Genomic DNA, 25,334 nt, shown 5'->3' with positions numbered 1-25,334 from the left:
GGCGATCGCCATTAGGCTGGGCGGCGTGTTTGAATCGCTCTCCGATCGGCTCACCGGTGCCCTGCAAGGACTTCGCGGCAAGGGCCGGCTGACCGAGGCCGACATCGACGCCACCACCCGCGAAATCCGGCTGGCGTTGTTGGAGGCCGATGTATCGCTGCCCGTCGTCCGGTCGTTCGTCAGCCGCATCAAAGAGCGCGCCAAGGGTGCGGAGGTCTCTGGCGCCCTCAACCCCGCCCAGCAGGTCGTCAAGATCGTCAACGAGGAACTGGTCGGCATCCTCGGCGGCCAGACCCGCACGCTGGCCTTCGCCAAGACACCGCCGACCGTCGTCATGCTGGCCGGTCTGCAGGGTTCCGGCAAGACCACGCTGGCGGGAAAGCTGGCGCTGTGGCTGCGCAACCAGGGTCACACCCCGTTACTGGTCGCCTGCGACTTGCAGCGGCCCGGCGCGGTCAGCCAGCTGCAAATCGTGGGGGAGCGGGCCGGGGTTGCGGTCTTCGCCCCGCACCCAGGCTCCTCGGTCGACACCGATCACAGCGCAGCCCCCGGTGACCCGGTTGCCGTCGCCGCGGCCGGGCTCGCGGAGGCGCGCGCCAAGCACTTCGACGTCGTCATCGTCGACACCGCCGGACGGCTGGGTATCGACGAGGAGATGATGGCCCAGGCCGGCGCCATCCGCACCGCCGTCGACCCCGACGAGGTCATCTTCGTTCTGGACGCGATGGTCGGCCAGGACGCGGTGGCCACCGCGCAGGCGTTCGGCGAGGGTGTCGGCTTCACCGGTGTGGTGCTGACCAAGCTGGACGGCGACGCCCGTGGTGGTGCCGCGCTGTCGGTGCGAGAGATCGCCGGGGTGCCGATTCTTTTCGCATCGGCCGGCGAGAAGCTGGAAGACTTCGACGTCTTCCACCCGGACCGGATGGCCAGCCGCATTCTGGGCATGGGCGATGTCTTGAGCCTGATCGAGCAGGCCGAGCAGGTCTTCGACGCGGGCCAGGCCGAAGCCGCCGCGGTCAAGATCGGTTCCGGCGAGCTCACACTCGAGGACTTCCTCGAGCAGATGCTGGCGATCCGCAAGATGGGCCCGATCGGCAATCTGTTGGGGATGCTGCCCGGCGCGGGGCAGATGAAGGAGGCCCTGGCCGCCGTCGACGACAGCCAACTAGACCGGCTGCAGGCCATCATCCGCGGCATGACGCCGCAGGAGCGGGCCGACCCGAAGATCATCAATGCCTCACGGCGCCTGCGCATCGCCAACGGTTCGGGCGTGGCGGTGTCGGAAGTCAATCAGCTGGTCGACCGCTTCTTCGAGGCTCGCAAGATGATGTCCTCGATGGTCAGCGGTATGGGCATCCCCGGACTGGGGCGTAAGTCGGCAACCCGTAAAGCCGCAAAAGGCAAGGGCGGCAAGGGAAAGAAGGGCAAGAAGTTCGGGCCGACCCAGCCGAAGGTCCGCGGCCCGCTCGGCGCAGGGTTGCCGGCCGGCTTCCCCGACCTGTCCAACATGCCGCAGGGCCTCGACGAATTACCGCCGGGGCTGGCCGATTTCGACTTGTCCAAGTTGAAGTTCCCGGGCAACAAGTAGTGCCTCACCACGTTCGAGGGGTCGGGCTACCCGACGAAGAACCCATCGAACTATGGATCGCCGACGGCCGGATCAGCCGCGAACCGATCGGCACAGCCGACACCATTTTCGACGGCGGCTGGATTCTGCCCGGGCTGGTCGACGCCCACTGCCATGTCGGGCTCGGGCCGGGCGGCGGTGTCGACCTCGAGGAAGCGATCGCGCAAGCCGAAACCGAGCGCGAGACCGGCGCGCTGCTGCTGCGCGACTGCGGATCGCCGATCGACACTCGCAGCCTCGACGACCGCGACGACCTGCCGCGCATCATCCGCGCCGGCCGGCACCTGGCCCGCCCCAAGCGCTACATCCCCGGTCTGGCGATCGACATCGAAGACGAGACACAGCTCCCCGACGCGGTGGCCCTGCAGGCGCAGCGCGGCGACGGCTGGGTCAAGCTGGTCGGCGACTGGATCGACCGCGGCATAGGTGATTTGGCGCCGCTGTGGTCCGACGACGTGCTCACCGCCGCGATCGAGGCCGCCCACGCCCACGGCGCTCGGGTCACCGCACACGTCTTCGGCGAGGACGCGCTGCCCGGACTGATCAGGGCGGGCATCGACTGCATCGAACACGGCACCGGGCTCACCGACGACACCATCGAGTTGATGGTCGAACACGGAACGGCCCTGGTGCCCACGCTGATCAACGTCGAAAACTTTCCCGGCATCGCTGACGCCGCGGCGAAGTATCCGACCTACGCCGCACACATGCGCGACCTGTACGCCAACTGCTACCCACGACTGGCCGCAGCCCGGGACGCCGGCGTACGCATCTTCGCCGGCACCGACGCCGGTGGCATGATCGCCCACGGGCGTATCGCCGACGAGGTCGAGGCGCTCAAGGGCATCGGGATGAGCGCAGGCGAGGCGCTGGGTGCGGCGTGCTGGGACGCTCGGCAATGGCTGGGCAGGCCGGCCCTGCACCACGGGGCTTCGGCGGACCTGTTGTGCTACAAGGACGATCCCCGCCACGGCCCCGAGGTGCTGCAACGCCCGGATGTGCTCGTTCTGCGCGGGCAGCTGTTCTGAACGACCTGACCACTCAGCCCTCGACAGAGTTCGGATCGAGACGGTCGGTCGGCACCCCATTGATGTAGGTGGCCTCGCCGTTGCCCATCGACCAGTCGGCCGGTTGGACAGTCATGAGGTTGAAGAACACGTCCTCGCGCCGAAGCTGAAGCTTCTCCTGGAATTGGTCGACGACCGCTTTGTAGAACGCGGCCTTCTGCTCGGGGGTCGCGACGTCGAGAAAGACCAGCTGGATGAAGACGCAGTTCTCGGACCGGTACAGACCGAGGTAGTCGGGGTCGAAAAAGAAGTTCTCGGCCTTGTGTTCGGTGATGGTCTGAAAGCGATCCTCGGGCACTCCCAAACATTCGATCATCTTGTCGTACACGACGTCTGCGATGGTGCGGCGATATGCCGCCGACTTGCCCTCGATGAGGTCGATCCGAGCGAGCGGCATGTGCGGTCCTTCCGGCGGTGACCCGAGAACGGGAATGGGCGGAGCTTGAGATGAAAGACTAGAGCCCGAGGTGTCCGCTGCGCGGTGTCTGTTAGACAGGGGAGCGTGCCGGTACCCGAATTCATCGTTGAGCTCCGCGAGCACATCGGGCACGCGCCGTTGTGGCTGCCCGGCATCACCGCGGTGGTGATCCGAAATCACCAGGTGTTACTGATCAAACGGTCCGACAACAGCGCGTGGACCCCGGTCACCGGCATCGTCGATCCGGGAGAGAACCCGGCCGACTGCGCCGTCCGAGAAGTGTTGGAGGAGAGCGGTGTCGACGCGGTCGCACGGCGATTGGCGTGGGTGCATGTGAGCCGTCCGGTCGTCCACGTCAACGGCGACCACGCGCAATATCTCGACCACGTCTTCCGCATGGACTGGGCAGGCGGCGAACCGTTTCCCGCCGACGACGAGAGCCTCGAGGCACGCTGGTTCGATCTGGCGCACATGCCCGACATGTCCGACGACATGCTTCGGCGCATCGAGTACGCCAGGGACGGCAATCTTCGTGCCCCCACCGTGTTCGAGACGGTGACGGCATGACGTACGCCGCCGATCGGCTCGCCGAATTCGTGGTCGGCGCCGGCCAATCCGATCTGCGTGAGCCGGCCCGGACCACGCTGAAGCGCAACGACCTGGACAGCATCGCCTGCGCGGCCGGTGCCTTGGACGGTGAAGTGATTCCCGCGATACGCGCCCACGCCGAACAATTCAGCGGCCGCCCGACCGCGACGTTTGTGGGCGGTGGCCGCGGGTCGGTGGACCAGGCAGCCTTCTTCAACGCGGTGCTGGTGCGACTATAAGGCCGGCTAAAGAAAGATTGCGAGTACTTACTCTCTATGTTAGCTTCGCATCACCCCAACGATGCGGAGGACAGCAGTGAGCTACGACGTGATCATCCGTGACGGATTGTGGTTCGACGGCACCGGAAGCGCGCCGCAGACCCGCACGCTGGGCATTCGCGACGGAGTGGTGGTGACGGTCGCGTCGAGCCCGCTAGACGACACCGGATGCGCCGAGATCATCGACGCGAAAGGCAAGTGGGTCGTGCCCGGTTTCGTCGACGTGCACACCCACTACGACGCGGAGGTTCTGCTGGATCCGGGCCTGCGTGAGTCGGTGCGCCACGGAGTGACCACCGTACTGCTGGGCATGTGTTCGCTGTCGACGGTCTACGCCAACGCCGACGACGCCGCCGACCTGTTCAGCCGCGTCGAGGCGGTTCCACGCAAGTTCGTCCTGGGCGCATTGCAGGACAAGACGTGGTCGACGCCCGCGGAATACGTTCAGACACTCGACAGCCTGCCGCTCGGCCCGAATGTCAGCTCGCTGCTGGGACATTCGGATCTTCGTACTGCGGTGTTGGGTCTGGAGCGCGCCACCACCCGCGACGTGGAGCCGACCGACGCCGAACTCCACAAGATGGCGGCCTTGCTCGACGATGCGCTCGAGGCGGGAATGCTCGGCATGTCTGGAATGGACGCGGCGATCGACAAGCTCGACGGCGACCGCTTCCGCTCCCGCGCGTTGCCCTCGACCTTCGCGACGTGGCGCGAACGCCGCAAGCTCATCAAGGTTCTTCGCAAGCGCGGCCGGATCCTGCAGAGCGCGCCCAATGTCGCCAAGGCCGAGTCGGCGCTGTTGTTCTTCCTGTCGAGCAGCCCAATGTTGGGGCTACGCAAAGCGGTTCGGATGAGCCTGCTGGTATCCGCCGACGCCAAGTCGATGCCGTTTGCCGTGCACGTCTTCGGCCGGGGCACTCGACTGATGAACTTCCTGCTGCGCTCCAAGGTGCGCTTCCAGCACCTGCCGGTGCCGTTCGAGCTGTACTCCGACGGCATCGACCTCCCGGTCTTCGAGGAGTTCGGTGCCGGCACCGCCGCGCTGCACCTGCGGGACCAGCTGGAGCGCAACGAACTGCTCGCCGACAAGGAATACCGCCGCAAATTCCGTCGCCAGTTCGATCGCGTCAAACTCGGACCGTCACTGTGGCACAAGGACTTTCACGAGGCGATGATCGTCGAATGCCCCGATGAAAACCTGGTCGGCAAGAGTTTCGGCGCGATCGCCGACGAACGCGGGCTGCATCCGCTCGACGCGTTCCTCGATGTTCTCGTCGAGAACGGTGAGCGCAACGTGCGCTGGACGACGACCGTCGCCAACCACCGGCCCAAGCAGCTCAACAAGCTCGCAGGAGAGCCGAGTATCCACTTGGGCTTCTCCGATGCCGGCGCGCATCTGCGCAACATGGCGTTCTACAACTTCTCGCTGCGGTTCCTCAAGCGCACGCTGGATGCCTACCGGCAGGGCGAGCCATTCATGACCATCGAACGCGCGGTGTATCGGCTGACCGGCGAGGTGGCCGACTGGTTCGGCCTGGACGCCGGGACGTTGCGCCAAGGCGACCGCGCCGACTTCGTCGTCATCGACCCCACAGGCCTGGACGATGCGGTGGACGGCTACCACGAGGAGAAGGTGCCGTTCTACGGCGATCTGAGCCGCATGGTCAATCGCAACGACGCCGCGGTGGTGGCTACGGGCGTTGGCGGCGCAATTGTGTTCCGCGACGGCCAGTTCCGTGAGGGGTACGGAAAGACCGTGAAGTCGGGCCGCTACTTGCGGGCGGGCGCGGGTCAGCCACAGCTCGCCGCCTCGGGCGCTTAGGTCCTTCGATGGCACGGACCCAGCAGCAGCGCCGGGAGGAGACGGTGGCGCGTCTGCTCGAAGCCAGCATCGCGACGATCATCGAGGTCGGGTATGCGCGTGCGTCGGCCGCGGTGATCACCAAGCGGGCCGGGGTATCGGTCGGTGCCCTGTTCCGGCACTTCGACACCATGGGTGACTTCATGGCCGCGACAGCCTACGAAGTGCTACGGCGCCAACTCGATTCGTTCACCAAGCAGGTCGCGGCCATCCCGTCGGACCGGCCGGCGCTGGAAGCGGGACTGACCATCCTTCGAGACATCACCAGCAGCCCCACCAACGCGGTGCTCTACGAGTTGATGATCGCCGCGCGGACCGACGAGAAACTCAACGCCACGCTGCAGCACGTCCTCGAGCAGTACACCAGCAAGATCTGCGACGCCGCGCGGGCGCTGCCCGGCGCCGACGGTTTCGCGCAGGAGACGTTCCCGGTCCTGGTGGCGTTGCTGACCAACACCTTTGACGGAGCGGCCATGCTGCGGGCGGTGCTGCCGCAGCCTGACATAGAAGACCGCCGCATCGCCTTGTTGTCGTCCTTGCTGAGCGGGGTCGGCCTGCCGACCTGATCGTCAGCTGTCGGTGAGCTTGCTGACCGCGTCGTCCAGCCTGCGGCACAGGGTCATCAGCTCGTTGATGCCCAGCAGGGTCAGCGGCCGGTGGGTCGCCGGCCCGTCGGCCACCACACAGAACGGGGTGGTGTCGCCGAGGGTGTCGCGAGTTTTCATCAAGACGCTGATGCCGGCCGAACCGAGAAACTCGACCTTCGACAGGTCGACGATCAGGCCCTTCGGCTTTTTGGCGAGCGCGGCCTCGACGGCCTCGGACAGGCCGGGCGCGGTGAGCATGTCCACGCTTCCGCTGACGGACACCACCGCCAGGCCGTCGACTTCTGATTCACGGGCGCTGAAGTCGTCGTTGTCGGATTGAGGTGGCGAATCAGATTCGGCGTGTTGGTTGTCAGCCATCATCGACTCTCATTTCCTTACCTGTTCCTGCGTAAGACTGCCGGTAACGCAGACATCGTGGGTAATGGCTGGCGACTCAACCTACGGACAGTGCCGACGCGTGTCGACAGGACGCCGCGGACTCCACATTGGACTCCCGTCCAATAGAATCCCACGGCAACAGAAGACTAGCCGAAAGCGCGGCACCTGTCGTCGGAGGCCTACAGCGTGCCGATTCCCGATTGCGGGCTGAGGGCAAACCCCCAGTCGAGCAGGTTGCCGGCCTGATCCCAGTAGGTCGGTCCGCCCTGGTGCACCAGCCCGTACATCATGGCGACGACCAACCGGCGGCCGCCGCGTGCGGCAGCGCCGACGAAGGTCTTGCGTGCGGCGTCGGTGAAACCGGTCTTGCCGCCGATCGCGCCCGGGTAACGCGACAGCAACTCGTCATGGTTGACGATCGGGTGGTCCCCGGTCTCGCCCGGAAACATCGCTGACGGCTCGGCGGTGATCTGAGCGAACACCGGGTTGGCCATCGCCGCGCGGAAGATGACCGCCAGATCGTGGGCGGTCGACCAGCCCGGTCCGCGGGGTCCGTCCAGGCCGGACGGCGTCGACGCCTGCGTGTTCACTGCGCCGAGCGACGCAGCCTTGGCGTCCATCTTGGCCACGGCCGCGTCTTGCCCGCCCAGCGCGTGCGCCAGCGTATTGGCCGCGTCGTTGCCCGACACCAGCAGCAGGCTGTCGAGCAGTTGGCGTGTGGTGTAGGAGCTACCGGCTTTCACGCCCACGCAACTGCACTCGACCTGGGTGTCGGCGATGTCGGCGACGACGCTCGAGTCGAGGCTCAGCTCGTCGAGGGCGACCAGCGCCAGCAGTACCTTGATCGTGCTCGCCGGTGGGTGGCGAAGGTTTTCGTCACGCGCGGCCAGCACCTGGCCCGAATCGAGGTCCGCCACCAACCACGTCTGGGCCGGGCCGTCGGGGATGGGCACCGAGCCGACCGGTTGCACGCCGGAGTCGGCCCACGCTGTGGTGCCGGCGCCGAGGAAGGTGACCGCAGTCGCGACTGCGGCGATCAGCATCCGCATGGCAAGCGACCATACCGGCCCGCGCGTCCGGTCGCCGCGTCGGCGGGTGTTCAATCAAGCCATGTTGAGCCTCGCCGAAATCTCTGACCGGTTGGAAATCCAGCAGCTGATCACCGATTACTCCACCGCGATCGACAGCCGCCGCTTCGACGATCTCGATGCCGTCTTCGCCTCGGACGCCTACATCGACTACACCGCCCTCGGCGGGATCGAAGGCAGCTATCCCGAGGTCAAGGCCTGGCTGGCGGACGTGTTGCCGAACTTCCCGATGTACGCCCACATGCTGGGCAACTTCTCGGTCCGCATCGATGGGGATACCGCGTCGTCGCGGACGATCTGCTTCAACCCGATGGTATTGCCGGGGGGAGCCCAGAAAGGTCAAGATCAGATCATGTTCTGCGGCCTCTGGTACGACGACGAGTTCTCCCGGACCGTCGACGGCTGGCGGATGACCCGCCGAGTCGAAACCAAGTGCTTCCAGAAGATCCTATAGCGATCGCGCTCTCGGCGAATTTCTGACTTCGGCCCTGGCTCTGGCACAATAGGCGGCTGTCCGTCGCGCGACCCACCGTTACTGCGGTGCTTGTTCGGCGGTCACACACGCGAGGCAAAACCGGATCCGGGCATTCCCGCCCGAATCGCTGAATTGCAGCGTGACATTCGTAGGAGAAGTGGCTTCACCATGGCTGTGAAAATCAAGCTCACGCGGCTCGGCAAGATCCGCAATCCCCAGTACCGCATCGCCGTCGCCGACTCGCGCACGCGGCGCGAAGGCCGGGCCATCGAGGTCATCGGCCGGTACCACCCCAAGGAAGAGCCCAGCCTGATCGAGCTCGACTCCGAGCGCGCCCAGTACTGGCTGTCGGTCGGTGCTCAGCCCACCGAGCCGGTGCTCAAGCTGCTGAAGATCACCGGTGACTGGCAGAAGTTCAAGGGACTGCCCGGCGCTGAGGGTCGCTTGAAGGTCGCCGCGCCCAAGCCGAGCAAGCTGGAGCTGTTCAACGCGGCCCTGGCCGCCGCCGACGGCGCTCCCGAGACCGAGGCCGCCAAGCCCAAGCAGAAGAAGGCTCCGGCGAAGAAGGCCGCCGCGGACAAGCCGGCCGACAAGGCCGCAGAGGCGGAGCCCGCCGTAGCCGCTGAGGCTGCCCCGGCCGCGGAGGGCGCTGCCGCCGAGCAGGCCGAACCGGCAACCGAGAGCTGACCGCCGCCATGAGTACCGTCGTCGTCGACGCCGTCGAACACCTGGTCCGCGGGATTGTCGACAACCCCGATGATGTGCGCGTCGACCTGGTGACCAGCCGGCGCGGCCGGACCGTCGAAGTGCACGTCCACCCCGAAGATCTCGGCAAGGTGATCGGTCGCGGCGGACGGACCGCAACCGCGCTGCGCACGCTGGTCGCCGGCATCGGTGGCCGCGGCATTCGTGTCGACGTGGTGGACACCGACCAGTAGCGGAGACTCCCGTGGAGTTGACAGTCGGGCGTGTGGTCAAAGCGCACGGCGTCACCGGCGAACTTGTCGTCGACATACGTACCGACGACCCGGAGCTTCGATTCGCCCCGGGTTCAGTGTTGCGCGCCAAAGGACGTGACCGCCGCGAGGGCACCTACACCGTCGAGACGGTTCGCCCGCACGGCACTCGCCTGTTGCTGCGGCTGGCAGGCGTGGCCGACCGCGACGGCGCCGACGCGATGCGAGGCAGTGTCTTCGTGATCGACACAGCGGACCTGCCACCGATCGACGAGGCGGACACCTACTACGACCATCAACTCGAAGGTCTTCTGGTGCGGACGACGGCCGGCGTAGAACTCGGTACTGTCACCGAGGTTTTGCACACGGCAGCCGGCGAACTGCTGGCCGTCAGGCGCGACCAGGCGCCGGAGTTGCTGGTGCCGTTCGTCAGCGCCATCGTCACGTCAGTGTCGTTGCAGGACGGTGTCGTCGACGTCGATCCGCCCGATGGTCTCCTGGATTTGGAGAGCTGAGGACGCGCCGATATGAGAATCGACGTCGTGACGATTTTCCCGTCATATCTGGATCCACTTCGACAATCGTTGCCGGGCAAGGCAATCGAGTCGGGACTGGTCCAGCTCAACGTGCACGATCTTCGCCGGTGGACGCACGACGTGCATCGCTCGGTCGACGATTCACCCTACGGCGGTGGGCCGGGGATGGTGATGAAGGCGCCGGTCTGGGGTGAAGCGATCGACGAGATCTGTTCTGAGGAAACACTTCTCGTAGTCCCGACACCCGCAGGCAGATTGTTTACCCAGTCGATCGCGCAGCGGTGGGGCGGCGAATCGCATCTGGTGTTCGCTTGCGGCCGGTATGAGGGCATCGACCAGCGGGTCGCCGAGGACGCCGGCACGCGGTTGCGGGTCGAGGAGGTGTCCATCGGCGACTATGTGTTGCCGGGCGGTGAGTCCGCGGCGCTGGTGATGATCGAGGCGGTGCTGCGGCTGTTGCCCAACGTCCTGGGTAATCCGGTGTCGCACCAGGACGACTCGCACTCAGACGGGGTGCTCGAGGGGCCGTCCTACACCAGGCCGCCGAGCTGGCGTGGACTCGATGTCCCCGAGGTGTTGTTGTCCGGTGACCACGCCCGGGTGGCGGCCTGGCGGCGTCAGGCATCCGAGCAGCGCACCCGCGAACGCCGTCCGGACCTGTGGCGAGAAGATCGGACCTAGCCGTCGGTGCCCGTGGCCTGCCATTTGCCCACGTCGCGGTTGGGCGGGACGGGGTGGGAGACGTCGCGATTCGCCGTGATTTCGCCGCGTGGGCCCGATCTGGCACAATTGACCAGTTGTCTCCAGCGGTTGCCGGCCGGTCGGCTCGCCGCCGCCCACCGCGAGACTCCCAGATGTCCGAATCCATCGGCTGAGCTGCCTGCTCACCCGGCGAGCAGCGGCACATGGCCGCGACCACAAGGAAGTGTCTCCGACATGAACACGCTGGACTTCGTCGACAAGACGTCGCTGCGCGACGACCTCCCGGCCTTCAACCCCGGCGACACGATCAACGTGCACGTGAAGGTCATCGAGGGCGCCAAGGAGCGTATCCAGGTGTTCAAGGGCGTGGTGTTGCGCCGCCAGGGCGGCGGGGTCCGCGAGACCTTCACCGTCCGCAAGGAGAGCTACGGCGTGGGCGTCGAGCGGACCTTCCCGGTGCACTCGCCCAACATCGACCACATCGATGTCGTGACTCGCGGTGCCGTCCGTCGCGCCAAGCTCTACTACTTGCGCGAACTGCGTGGCAAGAAAGCCAAAATCAAGGAGAAGCGCTGATTTTCAGCGCCCCGTCGGCGATTCTCCGGCGGCCGTGCCGAACAACACGGCCATGCTGGCTACGCTGAAGCCGTGACTGAAACGACCGACTCGTCCGAGGGTCAACCCGATTCCGGCACGGCCGATTCAGAAGTCGCGCAGAGCCCGCCGTCCGCCCCGGATCCGGACTCGGCTCACGCGGACGAGCACACCGGCAAAAAGCGGGCGGCGCTGCGCGAAACCGTCGTCCTTGCGGTCATCGCCCTGGTCCTTTACTACGTCATGTTGACGTTCGTGGCCCGCCCGTACCTGATTCCGTCGGAATCGATGGAGCCCACGCTGCACGGGTGCTCGGGTTGTGTCGGAGACCGGATCATGGTCGACAAGGTCACCTTCCAGTTCAGCACGCCGCAGCCCGGCGACGTCATCGTCTTCAAGGGCCCGCCGCCCTGGAACGTGGGCTACAAGTCGATCCGCTCGCACAACGCGGCGATCCGTTGGGTGCAGAACGCGCTGTCGTTCATCGGCTTCGTGCCGCCCGACGAGAACGACCTGGTCAAACGCGTCATCGCGACCGGCGGGCAGACCGTGCAGTGCCGCAACAACACCGGCCTGACGGTCGACGGCAAGCGATTGAACGAGCCGTACCTGGATCCGGCCACGCTGAACGCCGACCCGGCGGTCTACCCGTGCCTGGGGCCCGAATTCGGGCCCGTCCACGTCCCGCAGGGACGAGTGTGGGTGATGGGGGACAACCGCACCCATTCGGCGGACTCCCGGGCCCACTGCACCAGCACTCCCGGCGATGCGATGAACGGTCTGCTGTGCACCGGTGACCCGATGGCCGGCACGGTGCCGGTCGACAATGTGATCGGCAAGGCGAGATTCATTGTGTGGCCGCCGTCGCGATGGGGTGGTGTGCGCGCGGTGAACCCGCAGCAGAATCAGTAGGCATGGCCACTACCTGGCCGCCGCGGACGGTGATCCGCAAATCGTCGGGCCTGCGAACCCTGGAGTCCGCGCTGTATCGCAGCGGGCTCGGACCGGTGGCCGGGGTCGACGAGGTCGGGCGAGGCGCCTGCGCCGGACCGCTGGTGGTCGCGGCGTGCGTGCTCGGGCCCAGTCGGTTGGAAAGCCTTGCTAATCTTGATGATTCGAAAAAGCTCACCGAGAAGTCACGGGAAAAGCTGTTCCCGTTGATCCGCCGATACGCGCTGGCATATCACGTGGTGTTCATCCCGTCGACCGAGGTCGACCGGCGCGGCGTGCACGTGGCCAACATTGAAGGGATGCGACGGGCGGTGGCGGGACTGTCGGTTCGCCCCGGCTATGTACTCAGCGACGGCTTCCGGGTGCCCGGGCTGGCCGTGCCGTCGCTGCCGGTGATCGGTGGTGATGCGGCCGCGGCGTGTATCGCTGCGGCCAGCGTGCTGGCCAAGGTCAGCCGGGATCGCCTGATGGTGGCGATGGAGAACAATCACCCCGGCTATGGCTTCGCCGTACACAAGGGCTATAGCACCCCGGCGCATTCGTCGGCGCTGCGCGAGCTGGGCCCCTGCGCGGAGCATCGGTATTCGTTCATCAACGTGCGGCGGGTGGCGTTGCCGGACCAGCAGGGCATCCGGACCCTGGCGGAATGCCAGCCGGGTCAGCAGATCGAGGATGAGTGGGGAAAGATGGATCTGGTCAATCGACCGCGGGACGGAGAAGGACGGCTGAGCCGATGAGTGCCGAGGATCTCGAAAAGTACGAAACCGAGATGGAGCTCTCGCTGTACCGCGAATACAAGGACATCGTGGGGCAGTTCAGCTACGTGGTGGAAACCGAGCGCCGGTTTTATCTGGCAAACAGCGTGGAGATGGTTCCACGCAACGCCGACGGCGAGGTCTACTTCGAGCTGCGGTTGTCCGATGCCTGGGTGTGGGACATGTACCGGCCGGCTCGATTCGTCAAGCAGGTCCGCGTCGTGACCTTCAAAGACGTCAATATCGAAGAGGTTGAAAAGCCCGAGCTGCGCCTGCCCGAGTAGGGCGTCGAGGCGCTAGACCCGGTCGCCCTCGCCGAATATTGGCTTGCCGCGGCTGTCGATGACCGAGCGCGCCACGTCGGCCAATTTGATGTTCAGATCCTGCGAATACCGGCGCAGGATGTCGAAGGCGTTTTGCTCGTCGACGCCGTGCAGCATCATCAACATCCCGACGGCCTTACCGATCTCACGATTGGACAGCAGCCCGCGCCGCAAGGTGGAGACGTCCTCCCCCTGCGCGACTGCGTTGATCGCCACGCTGGCGAAGGACGCCAGCACGATGGCCTGCCCGGCAGATTCGGTGTTGAAGACGTCCGCTTTGTCGCTGAACAAGTTGAGGGCCCCGGTTTTGCGTTTGTCCACCAGGATGCGAAATCCCATCGCCCCGCGGACGGGCGTCTCGGCGATAATCCGTTTCGCCAGTTCAGGCCACTGATTCGGAGTGGCCAGGTCGGTTTCGATCTGTGGCGTCTCTTCTTCGATCGCGTCGACGCACGGTCCGTCGCCGGCGAGGCGTTCCATGTCGTCGATGCGCTGCGCAATGCTGTCGCTGGCTCCGACGGTGACGTAGCGACCGTCGCGGCGCACCAGCAAACTCGCATGATCGCACCCGGTGACCACCAGAGTCGCGGCGACGCAGATAGCCGCGTAGATCTGGCTCGACTCCGACCCCTGGTAGATGATCTCGGCCAGCGTAGAGAAAACCGTGGCAGGGTCCGCTGCCGTGGGTTCGTCGCCCTGACCGATGTTTGCCTCCTGCGCCACGCTTACATCATTCCAAGCCGCTCGCGTCGCCGCCCACCCTATCGACGTTTCCGTCGTGGTCTCGGGTCGATCGACTCGGCGAAGCGCGTCAAGATGCCGTAAGGATGGCGGCGGGCAGCTTTGCCATCGGTTAGGAATGGCTGATGACACTTCCGGCTGCCAAGCAGAAGGTCGCGCCGTCGTTCGTCGACGGGTGGAAGCGGGTCGTTCTCGGCAAGCCGTTGATCACCGACGAGCTTCGCCACGAAAAGCTGTCGAATCCTGTTGCCTTGGGCGCGCTTTCGCCAGATGCCATCTCTTCGACCGCCTACGGCCCCGAGCAGATCATGGTCGAGTTGCTCCCAGCTGCGGGGATGGCGGCGTTCGTTCTGCTGGTGCCGCTGACCGGGGTGATCCTGCTGATCCTGGCGCTGGTCGCCGCCTCTTACCGTCAAGTCGTGGTGACCTACACCAGGGCCGGCGGTTCCTACGTCGTGGCCCGCGAGAACTTCGGACCACGGGTCGCGCAGGTCGCCGCGGCGGCTCTGCTGATCGACTATGTGGTCACCGTCGCGATCCAGTGCGCGGCGGGCACGGTGGCGGTGGTGTCCGCGCTACCTGCGCTGGGCCCCTACAGCCTGGAGATCACCGTCGGCTCGGTGTTGATCTTCTGCTTCGCCAACCTCCGCGGGCTCCGCGAGGCCGGCCGTACGTTCGCGGTGCCGACGTACTGGTTCATCGCCATGCTGACGCTGATGGTCGTGGTGGGGATGGTCCGCGCGGTATTCGGCGATCTGCCGACCTACGACCCCGCCCACATCGCCGGAGCCGTCCCGGTGCACCAGGGCAATGGTCTAGTGATGGGCGCGACCATCCTGGTGATCTTGCGGGCGTTCGCCAACGGCGGTTCGTCGCTGACAGGTGTGGAGGCAATCTCCAACACGGTCAACCTTTTTCGGCAACCGGCCGGGTTCAATGCCCGTCGGGTGCTGACCGTGATGGCCTGGACGTTGGGGCTGCTGCTGGCCGGCGTGGCGTGGTTGGCGTCCTTGACGCATGCGACTCCATACCTCGCGGGATACCCCTCGATGCTGTCCGAGATCGGCCGTGCGGTGTTCGGTGACGGCCTGGTCGGCAACGTGCTGTACTTCTCGCTGCAGGCGGCGAGCGCGGCGATTCTCTACAACGGCGCCAACACCAGTTACAACGGTTTCCCCGCGCTGGCACACTTCGTCGCCGAGGATGGCTTCTTGCCGCGTCCGCTGCTGAAACGTGGCCACCGGCTGGTGTTTTCGAATGCGATTGTTCTGTTGACGGTCCTGGCGATCGCGCTGCTGCTGGCGACCGGCGGCTCGGTGAGCGCACTGGTTCCGCTGTTCGCGATGGGGGTGTTCAGCGCCTTCGCGATGGCCGGCTACGGCATGGCCAAACACCATCTATCCCAACGTGATAGCGGCTGGCGACGCAAGCTGGCGGTCAACTTTTCGGCCGGTCTGTTGTCGACGATCGTGGTGATGATTTTCGCGATCGCGAAGTTCACCGAAGGCGCTTGGCTGATCGTGGTGGTGTTTCCTACGTTGGTATTTGTGTTGATTCGGCTCAACAAGCAGTATCGCGCGGAAGCGTCGGTGCTGGAGATGTCTACGGTCCGACGTCCTGATCTATCCCTGCACGCGTCGCATCGGGTGTTGGTGTTCATCGACTCCATCGACCCGGCCGAGGTCGAGACGATGCGCTATGCCAAGGGATTGCACGCCGAACGGCTGACTGCGGTGCACTTCGTTTTGGACGAGGCCCGCGCCGCGCGTCTGCAGGTGCGCTGGCAGCGTTTTGGTGAGAGCACCGAACTACGAATGGTCGATTGCGAGGATCGACAGCTCGGCCGCGCCGCCCAGCAGCTGGTCGCGCAGGTCAAAAAGGACCACCCGGACAGCGCCGTAACCGTCTTGCTGCCCCGCCGGATGTATTCGCCGCTGGCCGGAAGACTGCTGCACGATCGGACCGCGGACATGATGGCCCGGGTGATCAGCCGGATCCCGGGCGCCAGTGCCCAGATCCTGGCTTACGACGTCGGATCTCGGGTAGCGCGGGCGCTCCGCGACGCAGATGGCAAGGACGCCGGCCGACCCGCCGAGACAACGGGGCGAGCTCAGGCCAGCACGCAGCGGTTCTGATCTTCTCAGACCAGCTGACCTGGTAATTGGCTGAGAATAAGCGCTGCTACCACCTAGTTGGGTCTGCTAAGTACAAGCAGAGCCGCTACCCTCACGGGCGTAAGTATCGCGTAAAAATTTTTACCGTGAGGGCGGGGAAGAGCATCACCGTGGTAGAGCTGGCTGACGAGCACAAGGCCCCGTCGACTTTCACCGACGCATGGAAGCGGTTTTTCTTGGGAAAGCCGCTGATCAACGAAGACCTCGAGCACGAGAGTCTGTCGAATCCCATTGCGCTAGGCGCTCTTTCGCCCGACGCCGTCTCGTCGACCGCGTACGGTCCCGAGCAGATCTTGATCGAACTACTGCCCGCGGCCGGGATCGCAGCATTCACGCTGATTCTTCCACTCGCCGGGGTCATCCTGCTGATCCTCGCGCTGGTCACCGCGTCGTACCGGCAGGTGGTGATGGTCTACACCCAGCGCGGCGGCTCGTACGTGGTGGCGCGCGCCAACTTCGGACCCAAAGTCGCGCAGCTCTCCTCGGCCGCACTGCTGATCGACTACGTGGTCACGGTCGCCATCCAGTGCTCGGCGGGCACCGTCGCGGTGGTCTCCGCAATACCCAGTCTGGGCCCGTACCACCTCGAGATCACCGTGGGAGCGTTGCTGATGCTCTCGTTCGGCAATCTCCGCGGTATGAAAGAGGCCGGCCGGCTGTTCGCCGTCCCCGTGTATGCCTTCGCCGCGATGATGACGACGCTGATCGTGACCGGTGTGGTTCGCGAAATATTCGGGAGCTTAACGAAATACGACCCAGAGCACATCGAGGGAGCAGTATCGGTTCACCAAGGCAACGGCTTCATCATGGGCGCCACGATCCTGGTTTTGCTCCGGGCGTTCGCCAACGGTGGCACCTCACTGACCGGGGTCGAGGCGATCGCCGACGCGGTCAACGTCTTCCGCCAGCCGCAGGGCCCCAACGCCCGCAAGGCGCTGACCATGATGGCGAGCCTGCTCGGATTCCTCTTGTTCGGCGTCATTTGGCTCGCCCACGTCACCCACGCGACCCCGTACGCCGCGGGATACCCCTCGATGCTGTCCGAGATCGCCCGAGCGGTCTTCGGCGGCGGAACCTTCGGCAACATCCTGTTCGCGCTGCTGCAGGCGGCGAGCGCGGCGATCTTGTTCTTCGGCGCCAACACCAGCTTCAACGGCTTTCCGGCGTTGACCAGCTTCGTCGCGGAGGACAGCTTCCTGCCGCGGCCGATGATGAAGCGCGGGCACCGACTGGTTTTCTCCAACGCCATCATCGTGCTGACCGTGGCATCGACCCTGCTCGTCATCGTCACCAACGGCTCGGTCGACGCTGTCGTGCCGCTGTACGCCATGGGCGTGTTCATGGGCTTCTCGATCTGCGGTTACGGCATGACGAAATACCACCTGGGCCACCGTGATCCTGGGTGGCGTCGCAAGCTGGCGATCAACCTGTCCGCGGCGATCCTGTCGACGACGGTCGTGTTGATCTTTGCGATCGCGAAGTTCACCGAGGGCGCCTGGTTGGTGATCGTGGTCTTCCCGATCCTGGTGTTCGCATTGATGCGCCTGAACAAGGAATACCGCAGCGAGAACTCGGTTTTGGAGATGCAGCTGACCGAGCGTCAAGAGGTGGTCAAGCACCCGCACCACACTGTCGTCGTTCTGGTGGACCACTTCGACTTCGCGACCATCGAGGCTCTGCACTACGCGAGCGAGTTGCGCGCCGACAAATTGAGCGCCGTGCACTTCATCATCGACACTCGTCATGCTCAGCGGCTGCACGACCGCTGGGAGCATTTCGAGGACGACATTCCGCTGCAGATGCTCGAGTGTCCCGACCGCAACCTCAGTCGTTCGGCACAGGAACTGGTGATGCGCGAGATCGAGGACGACCCGAGCACCAAGGTGACGGTGTTGTTGCCGCGCCGTACTTACGCGCCGCTGGTGGGCCGGCTGCTGCATGACCGCACCGCGGACAAGATGGCCGGCGCGGTCAGCCGAGTCGAGGGTGCCACCGCCCAGATCGTGGCCTACGACGTGGGATCGCGGATTGCGCAGGCGACCGCGACGGCTCGGCTGCACAAGAGTGAAGCGGCCGGCGAGGCGACGGCGAACTCGTCAGCTTAGGAAACGCCGCTTTTGCTCGCTGACCTCCTCGGTGGTCAGCAGCCCGGATTCGGCCAACTTGCTCAACAGCGATTGGGCCCGCGTGGCCAGCTCCTCCAGTTCGGTGGCGATCGCGGCGACTGCCTCCTGCGGCGGCTGCTGCTTCGGCGGAGCCGGCCTTGGCCGCGGCGTGATCCGCACCCGCTCATTGCCGCGTCCGGCCGACGCGGTGCTACCGACCGCACCGCCCGCCGCGCCGGCCAAGCCCATGCTGCTGAACAGGTTGCCGGCCCCGCCGACCTCCGGCGCCGCGGCGGCGTTGGTGATCGGCAGTGTGTAGGCGGCCGGACGGAGTTCGGGGGCGGCGACCGTCCAACCCGACGGCACGGACAACCGGCCGACCTTGTTCGCCTGGCCGAACCTCGCCGATCCTTCCGAGTCCGGGACGGCGTCCGACGGGGCGCCAATGCCGCCGGTCCCGTTGATGATCCACTGCGGCAGCATCGTCCCGCCGACGCCGTTGCCGGTGAACGGGCCTTTGCCGAGGGCGAAGTCGCGGTCGGCGTTGATGAGCAGCGCTCGCACCGTCGTGCCGAGTCCTATGAGAGACGTCGAGATGCCTATCGTCCCGGTGGTTACGGCGGTCGCGGAAAACGGGATCGTCACCAACGGCAGCAGCGTCGTCGGATCGAACGCTGTCGCTGCAGGTGCCGCCGCGGTGGCGAGTCCCTGTAAGGCCTGCGGGATCGTGGTGAGCACGCGCGTACCGTTCGACACGACCGACTGCGCCGCCGCAGCGGCTTGCTGAATCCCGCCGGCCGGGTTGGTGGTGGGGGGTGGCGGCGCGAACGGCGTCAGCGTCGATGCCGTCGCAGCCGAGCCTGCGTAGCCGTACATCGCGGTGGCGTCCTGGGCCCACATCTCGGCGTAGTGGACGTCGGTGGCCGCGATGGCCGCGGTGTTCTGCCCGAGCACGTTGGTGGCGATCAGCGTCACCAGCAGACTCCGGTTGGCCGCGATCACCGCCGGCGGCACCGTCATCGCGAACGCGGTTTCATAGGCCGCTGCGGCCGCCCTGGCCTGCGTGGCGGTTTGTTCGGCTTGCGCGGCGGACGTGGTCATCCACGCCAGATATGGAGTGGTCGCCGCCGTCATCTCCGCCGACGACGCGCCCAGCCACGGTCCGCCGGTCAGCTCGGAGATCGCCGTCCGGTAGGACGCCGCGGTGGACTGGAGTTCGGCGGCCAGTGCGTCCCACGCCGAGGCAGCGGCCAACATCGGCCCCGGGCCGGGGCCGGCATACATTCGAGCGGAGTTGACTTCCGGCGGTAAAGTCGCGAAATCCATTGTGCTGTCCCGACTCAACTGGCTGTCGTGGCGTTTGCGGCTTCGGTGGCCGCATACGACGTCGCATTGTTTTCCAGGGTGCTGACCAGTTGCTGGTGGACCGCCTCGGCTTGGGCGCTGATCGCCTGGTACATCTGCGCGTGGACGGCGAATTGGGCGGCTGCCAGTGCAGATACCTGGTCGGCGGCGGCCGGGACCACGCCCGTCGTAGGCGCCGCGGCGGCAGAGTTCTGTGCACTCATCGTGGCGCCGACGCCGGCCAAGGTGGCGGCGGTGGCGCTCAGCGCCTCGGGGTGCGTCGTGACGTATAACATCGGAGTTCCTCTCGGTGGGTATCACATGCGACTAAAGACGCGCGAATACCGTACGCCAGCAAGTGAATTCGTTGAATTGGCCGCAAAACGGCGGAACCTGGAGTCACGGTTACCACCCCGCCTTCTAGCCCGGTGCGGTCGGTAGAAGCCATCAGCCGATACGGCGGTTAAGGCGAGCTTCATCGCCTGAACGCGATGTTAATGACGGTTGAACGGTAGATCAACGCGGCGCGCAGGTTCATTGGGGATTACTACCTAACTGGGGATAACCGGCCGTTGTTCGGTGGTGATCGGTGCGCGGCGGAGACCGGAGTCGGCGCCCTGCAACAGGGTGGCGGCATGACGACGTTGACGCGAGCCGAAATCGGGGCGCTGGGTGAGCGGTTGGCGGCTGAGCACCTGAGGAATCTCGGGCTGCGGATCGTGGCCCGCAACTGGCGCTGCCGCTACGGCGAGCTGGATGTGATCGCCGTCGACCCGGCCGTCGACACGGTGGTGTTCGTCGAAGTCAAAACCCGCACTGGGGACGGCTTCGGCGGCCTGGCGCAGGCGGTGACCGAGCAGAAGGTACGCCGACTGCGTCGCCTGGCCGGGATTTGGCTGGCCGCTCAGGACCAGGGGTGGGCAGCCGTGCGGATCGACGTGATCGGCGTGCGAATCGGCCGGCGGCGCACCCCGGAACTCACGCACCTGCAAGGCCTGGGCTGATGGTGCTCGGACGCGCATTCTCGGTCGCGGTGCTAGGACTGGATGGCCAGATCGTCGAGATCGAAGCCGACATCACGTCCGGCTTACCCGGTGTGCATCTGGTGGGCCTGCCCGACGCCGCGCTGCAGGAGTCCCGCGACCGCGTCCGCGCCGCGATCACGAACTGCAACGACAAGTGGCCGATGTCGCGCCTGACGCTCGCGTTGTCACCGGCGACACTGCCCAAAATGGGATCGGTTTACGATCTGGCGCTCGCGGCCGCGGTCTTGTCGGCGCAGCGCAAAACGCCGTGGCGAACACTGGAAACCGCCGTAGTGCTCGGTGAGCTGGCACTGGACGGACGGGTCCGGCCGGTGCGCGGGGTGCTGCCCGCGGTGCTCGCCGCCAAAAGCGCCGGCTGGGGCGTCGCGGTGGTTCCCGTCGAGAACCTGCCCGAGGCCAGCTTAGTCAACGGCATCGACGTCTGGGGTGTGCGTACGCTGGCGCAGTTGCTGGGATGGCTCAATGGTTCGGCGCGGCTGGACGAGCCGATCAGCGGGTCACTTCCCGAGGCGGAACCGCCCGCAGATCTGTCCGACGTGGTGGGCCAGGCCCAGGCGCGCTACGCGGTCGAGGTCGCCGCTGCCGGGTCGCACCACTTGATGCTCACCGGGCCACCCGGTGTCGGTAAAACGATGCTGGCGCAACGTCTTCCGGGACTACTTCCGCCGCTGTCGAATGGCGAGTCGTTGGAAGTCACCGCGATACATTCGGTGGCCGGTCTGCTCTCGGACGCCACCCCGCTGATCACCCGGCCGCCGTTCGTGGCGCCGCATCACAGCTCCAGCGTCGCCGCACTCGTCGGCGGCGGTTCGGGAATGGCCCGGCCAGGCGCCGTCAGCCGCGCGCACCGCGGGGTGCTGTTCCTCGACGAGTGCGCCGAGATCGGCGTCAGTGCGTTGGAGGCTTTGCGAACACCGTTGGAAGAGGGAGAGATTCGCCTCGCCCGCCGCGACGGGGTGGCGTGTTATCCCGCCCGCTTTCAGCTCGTGCTGGCGGCCAACCCCTGTCCCTGCGCGCCGGCTGACCCGCAGGACTGCATCTGCGCAGCGGCGGTCAAACGGCGCTATCTCGGGCGGCTGTCCGGGCCACTATTAGACCGCGTCGACTTGCGCGTGGAGATGTATCCGGTCCGGATGAGTGTGTTTGCGACCGCCGAGGCCGAGTCGACGGGGCAGGTGCGCCGCCGGGTCACGGTTGCGCGCGACGCCGCGGCACAGCGTTGGCGCGAGCATGGTTTCCGAACCAATGCCGAGGTGAGCGGAACACTGCTACGACGCCGGTTTCGCCCGAGCACCGCCGCGATGGAGCCGTTGCGGACCGCGCTGGATCACGGGCTGCTCAGTATTCGCGGGCTCGACAAGACGCTGCGGGTCGCGTGGACGCTGAGCGACCTGGCCGGCCGCACCTCACCGGGGCGCGACGAGGTGGCCACCGCACTGAGCTTCCGCCAGCCGGGGGAATCCCGGTGACCGACGTGACGCAGCGCGCGTGGGCGTATCTTTCACGCGTCGTCGAGCCGCCGTGCATCGAGCTCGCCGCGCTGGTGGCCCGGGTGGGTCCCGTCGAAGCGGCCGAGCGGGTGCGCCGAGGCCAGGTCGACGACGCCCTTGCGGGACGCACCGAGGCGAGGCGTGACATCGACCGCGCCGTCGAGGATCTCGAATTGCTTACGCGCCGCGGTGGGCGGCTGATCGCATCGGACGACGACGAATGGCCCAGCCTGGCGTTCACCGCGTTCGGCGGCGCCGCGGTTGCGGCGAGACCGCAGGGCAGGCCGCCGATGGCGTTGTGGGTGCTCGGCCCGGCGCGGCTCGACGACGTTACGCAGCGAGCCGCCGCCGTCGTCGGGACCCGCGCGGCCACCAGCTACGGCGAGCACGTGGCCGCCGATCTCGCGGTCGGGCTTGGCCGAGCGCGATGTCGCCGTGGTTTCCGGCGGGGCGTACGGAATCGACGGTGCGGCGCACCGCGCGGCGCTGTCGGTCGATGGTCTCACCGTAGCGGTTCTGGCCGGGGGTATCGATATTCCCTATCCCGCAGGGCATTCCGCACTACTGCATCGCATTGCCACCGACGGACTGCTGGTCACCGAATATCCGCCGGGGGTTCGTCCGGCCCGGCACCGGTTTCTGACCCGCAACCGGTTGGTGGCCGCATTCGCCGGGGCCTCGATCGTGGTGGAGGCCGGTTTGCGCAGCGGCGCCGCCAACACCGCCGCGTGGGCTCGGGCCCTGGGCCGAGTCGTCGGCGCGGTCCCGGGCCCGGTCACCTCCTCGGCGTCGGGCGGCTGTCATGCGCTGCTACGGACAGGCGCAGAGGTCATCACCCGCGCCGAGGACGTCGTCGAGTTGGTCGGCCGGATCGGGGAACTGGCCTCCGAGCAGCTCAGTCCGGCAAGCCCGCTCGACGGACTGAGCGACGACGAGCGGCGGGTCTACGAGGCGCTGCCCGGGCGCGGGACCGCGACAGTCGACGAGATCGCGGTCGCCGCCGCAGTGGAGCCGGCGCGGCTCCTTGCGCCACTGGCGATGCTGGAGATCGCCGGGTTGGCCGAGCGTCGCGACGGCGGCTGGCGGATCGTGCGCACTCGTAGGCAACCGCCATAACCGGTGCGCCTCTATAGTCGAATGGGTCAGTGCCCAGGGAGAGGAACCAGGTGTCAGGTCGACCAGTGCACACGTTTGAAGTGGTGCGCACCGAGCAACTCACATCGCACATGGTTCGAGTTGTGTTGGGCGGCAACGGCTTCGACACGTTTACCCCGAGCGAGTTCACCGACTCCTATGTCAAGCTGGTCTTCGTGGCCGACGACGTCGATGTGGCCGCGTTGCCGCAGCCGTTGACGCTGGATTCCTTCGCCGACCTGCCGGCCGCCAAGAAGCCGGTGGTGCGGACCATCACTGTTCGTCGCGCCGACCCGGTTGCCCGCGAGATCGTCGTCGACATCGCGGTGCACGGTGACCACGGCGCCGCCGGGCCATGGGCCGCGGCGGCGCAACCCGGGCAGCCGATGTATCTGATGGGTCCCAGCGGCGCCTATGCCCCGGACCCGGCGGCGGACTGGCACCTGCTGGCGGGTGATGAGACCGCCCTGCCCGCCATCAGTGTCGCCTTGGAAGCATTGCCTGCCAACGCAATTGGCCGGGTCTTCATCGAAATCGCCGAGCCCGAAGACGAAATTCCGCTGACCGCCCCGGACGGCGTCCAGATCAACTGGCTTTACCGCGGCGGCCGGGCCGACCTGGTGGCCGAGGATCGAGCCGGCGACAACGCGCCTCTGGTCGAAGCCGTCACCACCGTCCTCTGGCTTCCCGGACAGGTGCAGGTCTTCATCCACGGCGAGGCGCAGGCCGTCATGCACAACCTGCGGCCCTATATCCGCAAAGAGCGTGGCGTGGATGCGAAATGGGCCTCGATATCGGGGTACTGGCGTCGCGGTCGCACCGAAGAGACTTTCCGGCAGTGGAAGAAGGAACTCGCCGCAGCCGAGGCCGGAGCCCAGTAGGGCCTCGTCAGCCTGATTGTCGGCTGGCATGCTCATCGCATGGCATTCGGCGACTATCAGAACGAGATCTACCTTCAGGGCCTCGGCGGGATAGTGCCCAAGCTGCCGATGGTCTTCGCGGAGTGGGAAGCCAAGGCCGAAAAGGCTCTGCCCCCGTCGATCTGGTCCTACGTCGCGGGCGGTGCCGGCGACGAGCGCACCCAGCGGGCCAACGCCGACGTCTTCCAGCAATGGGGTCTGGTCCCGCGCATGTTCGTCGGCGCCGCGCAGCGCGATCTCTCGATCGATCTGTTCGGGCTGAAGCTGCCGAGCCCGCTGTTCATGGCGCCGATCGGCGTGATCGCGCTGTGCGCCCAGGACGGCCACGGCGACCTGGCCACCGCACGCGCCGCCGCCCGCACCGGGGTGCCGATGGTCATGTCGACGCTGACCGAGGACCCGCTCGAAAACGTGGCCGCCGAATTCGGCGAGACGCCCGGCTTCTTTCAGCTCTACACACCGACCGACCGGGACCTGGCTGCCAGCCTGGTGCACCGGGCCGAGGCGGCCGGCTTCAAAGGCATCGTCGTCACCCTGGACACCTGGGTCACCGGCTGGCGCCCGCGCGATTTGAGCACGTCGAATTTCCCGCAACTGCGCGGCAAGTGTCTGAGCAACTACACCAGCGACCCGGTGTTCCGGGCGAGCCTGGCGCAAACTCCCGAGGAGAACCCGCAGGGCGCGGTGCTGCAGTGGATTTCGGTGTTCGGGAATCCGTTGACGTGGGACGACCTGCCCTGGCTGCGCTCGCTGACCACGCTGCCATTGATCGTGAAGGGCATTTGCCACCCCGACGACGCGCGTCGCGCCAGGGACGGTGGCGTCGACGGAATCTACTGCTCCAACCACGGCGGCCGTCAGGCCAACGGGGGACTGCCCGCGCTGGATTGCCTGCCGGGAGTGGTGGAAGCCGCTGACGGGTTGCCGGTCCTGTTCGACTCGGGAGTTCGCAGCGGCACCGACGTCGTCAAGGCGTTGGCGCTCGGCGCGACCGCGGTAGGTGTCGGGCGGCCCTACGCCTACGGCTTGGCGCTCGGCGGCGTCGACGGCATTGTGCACGTGCTGCGGACGCTGCTGGCCGAGGCCGACCTGACGATGGCGGTCGACGGCTATCCGACGCTGAAAGATCTCACTCCGGACACCCTGCGGCGCGTCACCTGAGTCCTGGCGCGCGT

At 66.4% G+C, this 25,334-nt stretch carries 25 protein-coding genes, 3 pseudogenes and 1 riboswitch; of the genes and pseudogenes, 22 read left to right on the top strand and 6 right to left on the bottom strand.

The features are described from left to right. Positions 1 to 25: 25 nt before the first annotated feature. Complete coding sequence (gene ffh, locus ACQY5A_RS17550; protein ID WP_428341634.1) at positions 26 to 1,588, top strand: signal recognition particle protein; 1,563 nt, start codon at positions 26 to 28, stop codon at positions 1,586 to 1,588. Continuing rightward, complete coding sequence (locus tag ACQY5A_RS17545) at positions 1,588 to 2,655, top strand: amidohydrolase family protein (protein WP_428341633.1); 1,068 nt, start codon at positions 1,588 to 1,590, stop codon at positions 2,653 to 2,655. Before ffh ends, ACQY5A_RS17545 begins: the two co-directional genes overlap by 1 nt. A 13-nt stretch (positions 2,656 to 2,668) precedes the next feature. Here the strand turns inward: ACQY5A_RS17545 and ACQY5A_RS17540 are convergent, their stop codons facing one another. Then, positions 2,669 to 3,091, bottom strand: coding sequence for a tautomerase family protein (locus tag ACQY5A_RS17540; RefSeq protein ID WP_428341632.1), 423 nt, complete (start codon positions 3,089 to 3,091; stop codon positions 2,669 to 2,671). A 105-nt stretch (positions 3,092 to 3,196) separates the two neighbouring features. On the opposite strand from ACQY5A_RS17540, the gene ACQY5A_RS17535 reads away from it, so the two are divergent. The 4 genes and pseudogenes from ACQY5A_RS17535 to ACQY5A_RS17520 all read left to right on the top strand — a co-directional run bounded on the left by ACQY5A_RS17535 (position 3,197) and on the right by ACQY5A_RS17520 (position 6,405). Beyond that, on the top strand, positions 3,197 to 3,679 hold the full coding sequence (locus tag ACQY5A_RS17535; RefSeq protein ID WP_428341631.1) for an NUDIX hydrolase: 483 nt from the start codon (positions 3,197 to 3,199) through the stop codon (positions 3,677 to 3,679). Beyond that, complete coding sequence (locus tag ACQY5A_RS17530) at positions 3,676 to 3,939, top strand: MmgE/PrpD family protein (RefSeq protein ID WP_428341630.1); 264 nt, start codon at positions 3,676 to 3,678, stop codon at positions 3,937 to 3,939. Before ACQY5A_RS17535 ends, ACQY5A_RS17530 begins: the two co-directional genes overlap by 4 nt. Before the next feature lie 36 nt (positions 3,940 to 3,975). Further along, positions 3,976 to 5,800, top strand: a pseudogene (locus tag ACQY5A_RS17525) (N-acyl-D-amino-acid deacylase family protein). Between the two features lie 8 nt (positions 5,801 to 5,808). After that, positions 5,809 to 6,405 carry a TetR/AcrR family transcriptional regulator gene (locus ACQY5A_RS17520; protein WP_428341629.1) on the top strand — a complete coding sequence of 199 codons (597 nt, stop codon included), beginning with the start codon at positions 5,809 to 5,811 and terminating at the stop codon, positions 6,403 to 6,405. Positions 6,406 to 6,408: 3 nt separating this feature from the next. Here the strand turns inward: ACQY5A_RS17520 and ACQY5A_RS17515 are convergent, their stop codons facing one another. Further along, entirely contained in the window at positions 6,409 to 6,804 is a 396-nt protein-coding gene (locus tag ACQY5A_RS17515; protein ID WP_428341628.1) for an STAS domain-containing protein, read from the bottom strand. 200 nt (positions 6,805 to 7,004) lie between these two features. Beyond that, entirely contained in the window at positions 7,005 to 7,874 is an 870-nt protein-coding gene (locus ACQY5A_RS17510) for a D-alanyl-D-alanine carboxypeptidase family protein (protein WP_428341627.1), read from the bottom strand. A 61-nt stretch (positions 7,875 to 7,935) separates the two neighbouring features. Between ACQY5A_RS17510 and ACQY5A_RS17505 the strand changes: the two genes are divergently transcribed. From ACQY5A_RS17505 to ACQY5A_RS17465, 9 genes are all read left to right on the top strand, one after another. Continuing rightward, entirely contained in the window at positions 7,936 to 8,367 is a 432-nt protein-coding gene (locus tag ACQY5A_RS17505; RefSeq protein ID WP_428341626.1) for a nuclear transport factor 2 family protein, read from the top strand. A 189-nt stretch (positions 8,368 to 8,556) separates the two neighbouring features. Further along, the gene (gene rpsP / locus ACQY5A_RS17500; protein WP_428341625.1) at positions 8,557 to 9,075 is read left to right on the top strand and encodes a 30S ribosomal protein S16; all 519 of its coding nucleotides are present in this window, start codon (positions 8,557 to 8,559) and stop codon (positions 9,073 to 9,075) included. A gap of 8 nt (positions 9,076 to 9,083) precedes the next feature. Then, positions 9,084 to 9,326 (top strand): RNA-binding protein, encoded by a 243-nt coding sequence (locus ACQY5A_RS17495; RefSeq protein ID WP_025736282.1) that lies wholly within the window; start codon positions 9,084 to 9,086, stop codon positions 9,324 to 9,326. An 11-nt stretch (positions 9,327 to 9,337) separates the two neighbouring features. After that, positions 9,338 to 9,859 carry a ribosome maturation factor RimM gene (gene rimM / locus ACQY5A_RS17490; RefSeq protein WP_428341624.1) on the top strand — a complete coding sequence of 174 codons (522 nt, stop codon included), beginning with the start codon at positions 9,338 to 9,340 and terminating at the stop codon, positions 9,857 to 9,859. 12 nt (positions 9,860 to 9,871) lie between these two features. Beyond that, positions 9,872 to 10,561, top strand: a complete 690-nt coding sequence (trmD, locus tag ACQY5A_RS17485; protein ID WP_428341623.1) for a tRNA (guanosine(37)-N1)-methyltransferase TrmD — start codon at positions 9,872 to 9,874, stop codon at positions 10,559 to 10,561. A 255-nt stretch (positions 10,562 to 10,816) separates the two neighbouring features. Next, positions 10,817 to 11,158, top strand: coding sequence for a 50S ribosomal protein L19 (gene rplS, locus ACQY5A_RS17480; RefSeq protein ID WP_428341622.1), 342 nt, complete (start codon positions 10,817 to 10,819; stop codon positions 11,156 to 11,158). Positions 11,159 to 11,230: 72 nt separating this feature from the next. Continuing rightward, positions 11,231 to 12,088 (top strand): signal peptidase I, encoded by an 858-nt coding sequence (gene lepB, locus ACQY5A_RS17475; protein ID WP_428341621.1) that lies wholly within the window; start codon positions 11,231 to 11,233, stop codon positions 12,086 to 12,088. 2 nt (positions 12,089 to 12,090) lie between these two features. Further along, the gene (locus ACQY5A_RS17470) at positions 12,091 to 12,864 is read left to right on the top strand and encodes a ribonuclease HII (protein ID WP_428341620.1); all 774 of its coding nucleotides are present in this window, start codon (positions 12,091 to 12,093) and stop codon (positions 12,862 to 12,864) included. Further along, positions 12,861 to 13,166, top strand: coding sequence for a DUF2469 domain-containing protein (locus tag ACQY5A_RS17465; protein ID WP_007171389.1), 306 nt, complete (start codon positions 12,861 to 12,863; stop codon positions 13,164 to 13,166). Before ACQY5A_RS17470 ends, ACQY5A_RS17465 begins: the two co-directional genes overlap by 4 nt. A gap of 12 nt (positions 13,167 to 13,178) precedes the next feature. On the opposite strand, the gene ACQY5A_RS17460 is transcribed toward ACQY5A_RS17465, so the two are convergent. Beyond that, positions 13,179 to 13,928 carry an ANTAR domain-containing protein gene (locus ACQY5A_RS17460; protein WP_428341619.1) on the bottom strand — a complete coding sequence of 250 codons (750 nt, stop codon included), beginning with the start codon at positions 13,926 to 13,928 and terminating at the stop codon, positions 13,179 to 13,181. 143 nt (positions 13,929 to 14,071) lie between these two features. On the opposite strand from ACQY5A_RS17460, the pseudogene ACQY5A_RS17455 reads away from it, so the two are divergent. Both ACQY5A_RS17455 and ACQY5A_RS17450 read left to right on the top strand, forming a co-directional pair. Then, positions 14,072 to 16,009, top strand: a pseudogene (locus ACQY5A_RS17455) (APC family permease); the annotation flags it as partial. Positions 16,010 to 16,224: 215 nt separating this feature from the next. After that, the gene (locus ACQY5A_RS17450) at positions 16,225 to 18,225 is read left to right on the top strand and encodes an APC family permease (protein WP_428343211.1); all 2,001 of its coding nucleotides are present in this window, start codon (positions 16,225 to 16,227) and stop codon (positions 18,223 to 18,225) included. Here the strand turns inward: ACQY5A_RS17450 and ACQY5A_RS17445 are convergent. Together ACQY5A_RS17445 and ACQY5A_RS17440 are read right to left on the bottom strand one after the other, a co-directional pair. Continuing rightward, entirely contained in the window at positions 18,217 to 19,551 is a 1,335-nt protein-coding gene (locus ACQY5A_RS17445; protein ID WP_428341618.1) for a PPE family protein, read from the bottom strand. The genes ACQY5A_RS17450 and ACQY5A_RS17445 overlap by 9 nt on opposite strands. Positions 19,552 to 19,565: 14 nt before the next feature. After that, a complete protein-coding gene (locus tag ACQY5A_RS17440; protein WP_428341617.1) occupies positions 19,566 to 19,865 on the bottom strand; it encodes a PE family protein in 300 nt (99 codons plus the stop codon). A gap of 135 nt (positions 19,866 to 20,000) precedes the next feature. Beyond that, positions 20,001 to 20,061: riboswitch (Fluoride riboswitch) on the bottom strand. Positions 20,062 to 20,204: 143 nt separating this feature from the next. Between ACQY5A_RS17440 and ACQY5A_RS17435 the strand changes: the two genes are divergently transcribed. The 5 genes and pseudogenes from ACQY5A_RS17435 to ACQY5A_RS17415 all read left to right on the top strand — a co-directional run bounded on the left by ACQY5A_RS17435 (position 20,205) and on the right by ACQY5A_RS17415 (position 25,320). Then, positions 20,205 to 20,573, top strand: coding sequence for a YraN family protein (locus tag ACQY5A_RS17435; RefSeq protein WP_428341616.1), 369 nt, complete (start codon positions 20,205 to 20,207; stop codon positions 20,571 to 20,573). After that, positions 20,573 to 22,084, top strand: a complete 1,512-nt coding sequence (locus ACQY5A_RS17430) for a YifB family Mg chelatase-like AAA ATPase (RefSeq protein ID WP_428341615.1) — start codon at positions 20,573 to 20,575, stop codon at positions 22,082 to 22,084. The genes ACQY5A_RS17435 and ACQY5A_RS17430 overlap by 1 nt, the downstream gene beginning before the upstream one ends. Next, positions 22,081 to 23,221, top strand: a pseudogene (dprA, locus tag ACQY5A_RS17425) (DNA-processing protein DprA). The gene ACQY5A_RS17430 and the pseudogene dprA overlap by 4 nt, the downstream one beginning before the upstream one ends. Before the next feature lie 50 nt (positions 23,222 to 23,271). Further along, on the top strand, positions 23,272 to 24,120 hold the full coding sequence (locus tag ACQY5A_RS17420; protein ID WP_428341614.1) for a siderophore-interacting protein: 849 nt from the start codon (positions 23,272 to 23,274) through the stop codon (positions 24,118 to 24,120). Between the two features lie 39 nt (positions 24,121 to 24,159). Continuing rightward, positions 24,160 to 25,320: an alpha-hydroxy-acid oxidizing protein gene (locus ACQY5A_RS17415; RefSeq protein ID WP_428341613.1), complete on the top strand. Its 1,161-nt coding sequence runs from the start codon at positions 24,160 to 24,162 to the stop codon at positions 25,318 to 25,320. Positions 25,321 to 25,334 lie beyond the last annotated feature (14 nt).

It is taken from the genome of Mycobacterium sp. (genome assembly GCF_965277065.1).
Lineage (GTDB): Bacteria > Actinomycetota > Actinomycetes > Mycobacteriales > Mycobacteriaceae > Mycobacterium.
The sequence above is the reverse complement of the archived record's forward strand: the minus strand, read 5'-3'. Positions and strand labels throughout refer to the sequence as shown.

Bases quoted from the DNA above. Each gene is read 5' to 3' on its own strand.
- trmD (WP_428341623.1), top strand. From the start codon at position 9,872: ATGAGAATCGACGTCGTGACGATTTTCCCGTCATATCTGGATCCACTT.
- rpsP (WP_428341625.1), top strand. From the start codon at position 8,557: ATGGCTGTGAAAATCAAGCTCACGCGGCTCGGCAAGATCCGCAATCCC.
- ACQY5A_RS17540 (WP_428341632.1), bottom strand. From the start codon at position 3,091: ATGCCGCTCGCTCGGATCGACCTCATCGAGGGCAAGTCGGCGGCATAT.
- ACQY5A_RS17515 (WP_428341628.1), bottom strand. From the start codon at position 6,804: ATGGCTGACAACCAACACGCCGAATCTGATTCGCCACCTCAATCCGAC.
- rplS (WP_428341622.1), top strand. From the start codon at position 10,817: ATGAACACGCTGGACTTCGTCGACAAGACGTCGCTGCGCGACGACCTC.
- ACQY5A_RS17495 (WP_025736282.1), top strand. From the start codon at position 9,084: ATGAGTACCGTCGTCGTCGACGCCGTCGAACACCTGGTCCGCGGGATT.
- ACQY5A_RS17505 (WP_428341626.1), top strand. From the start codon at position 7,936: ATGTTGAGCCTCGCCGAAATCTCTGACCGGTTGGAAATCCAGCAGCTG.
- ACQY5A_RS17440 (WP_428341617.1), bottom strand. From the start codon at position 19,865: ATGTTATACGTCACGACGCACCCCGAGGCGCTGAGCGCCACCGCCGCC.
- ACQY5A_RS17415 (WP_428341613.1), top strand. From the start codon at position 24,160: ATGGCATTCGGCGACTATCAGAACGAGATCTACCTTCAGGGCCTCGGC.
- ACQY5A_RS17530 (WP_428341630.1), top strand. From the start codon at position 3,676: ATGACGTACGCCGCCGATCGGCTCGCCGAATTCGTGGTCGGCGCCGGC.
- ACQY5A_RS17445 (WP_428341618.1), bottom strand. From the start codon at position 19,551: ATGGATTTCGCGACTTTACCGCCGGAAGTCAACTCCGCTCGAATGTAT.
- ACQY5A_RS17510 (WP_428341627.1), bottom strand. From the start codon at position 7,874: ATGCGGATGCTGATCGCCGCAGTCGCGACTGCGGTCACCTTCCTCGGC.
- ACQY5A_RS17435 (WP_428341616.1), top strand. From the start codon at position 20,205: ATGACGACGTTGACGCGAGCCGAAATCGGGGCGCTGGGTGAGCGGTTG.
- ACQY5A_RS17430 (WP_428341615.1), top strand. From the start codon at position 20,573: ATGGTGCTCGGACGCGCATTCTCGGTCGCGGTGCTAGGACTGGATGGC.
- ACQY5A_RS17520 (WP_428341629.1), top strand. From the start codon at position 5,809: ATGGCACGGACCCAGCAGCAGCGCCGGGAGGAGACGGTGGCGCGTCTG.
- ACQY5A_RS17470 (WP_428341620.1), top strand. From the start codon at position 12,091: ATGGCCACTACCTGGCCGCCGCGGACGGTGATCCGCAAATCGTCGGGC.
- ACQY5A_RS17465 (WP_007171389.1), top strand. From the start codon at position 12,861: ATGAGTGCCGAGGATCTCGAAAAGTACGAAACCGAGATGGAGCTCTCG.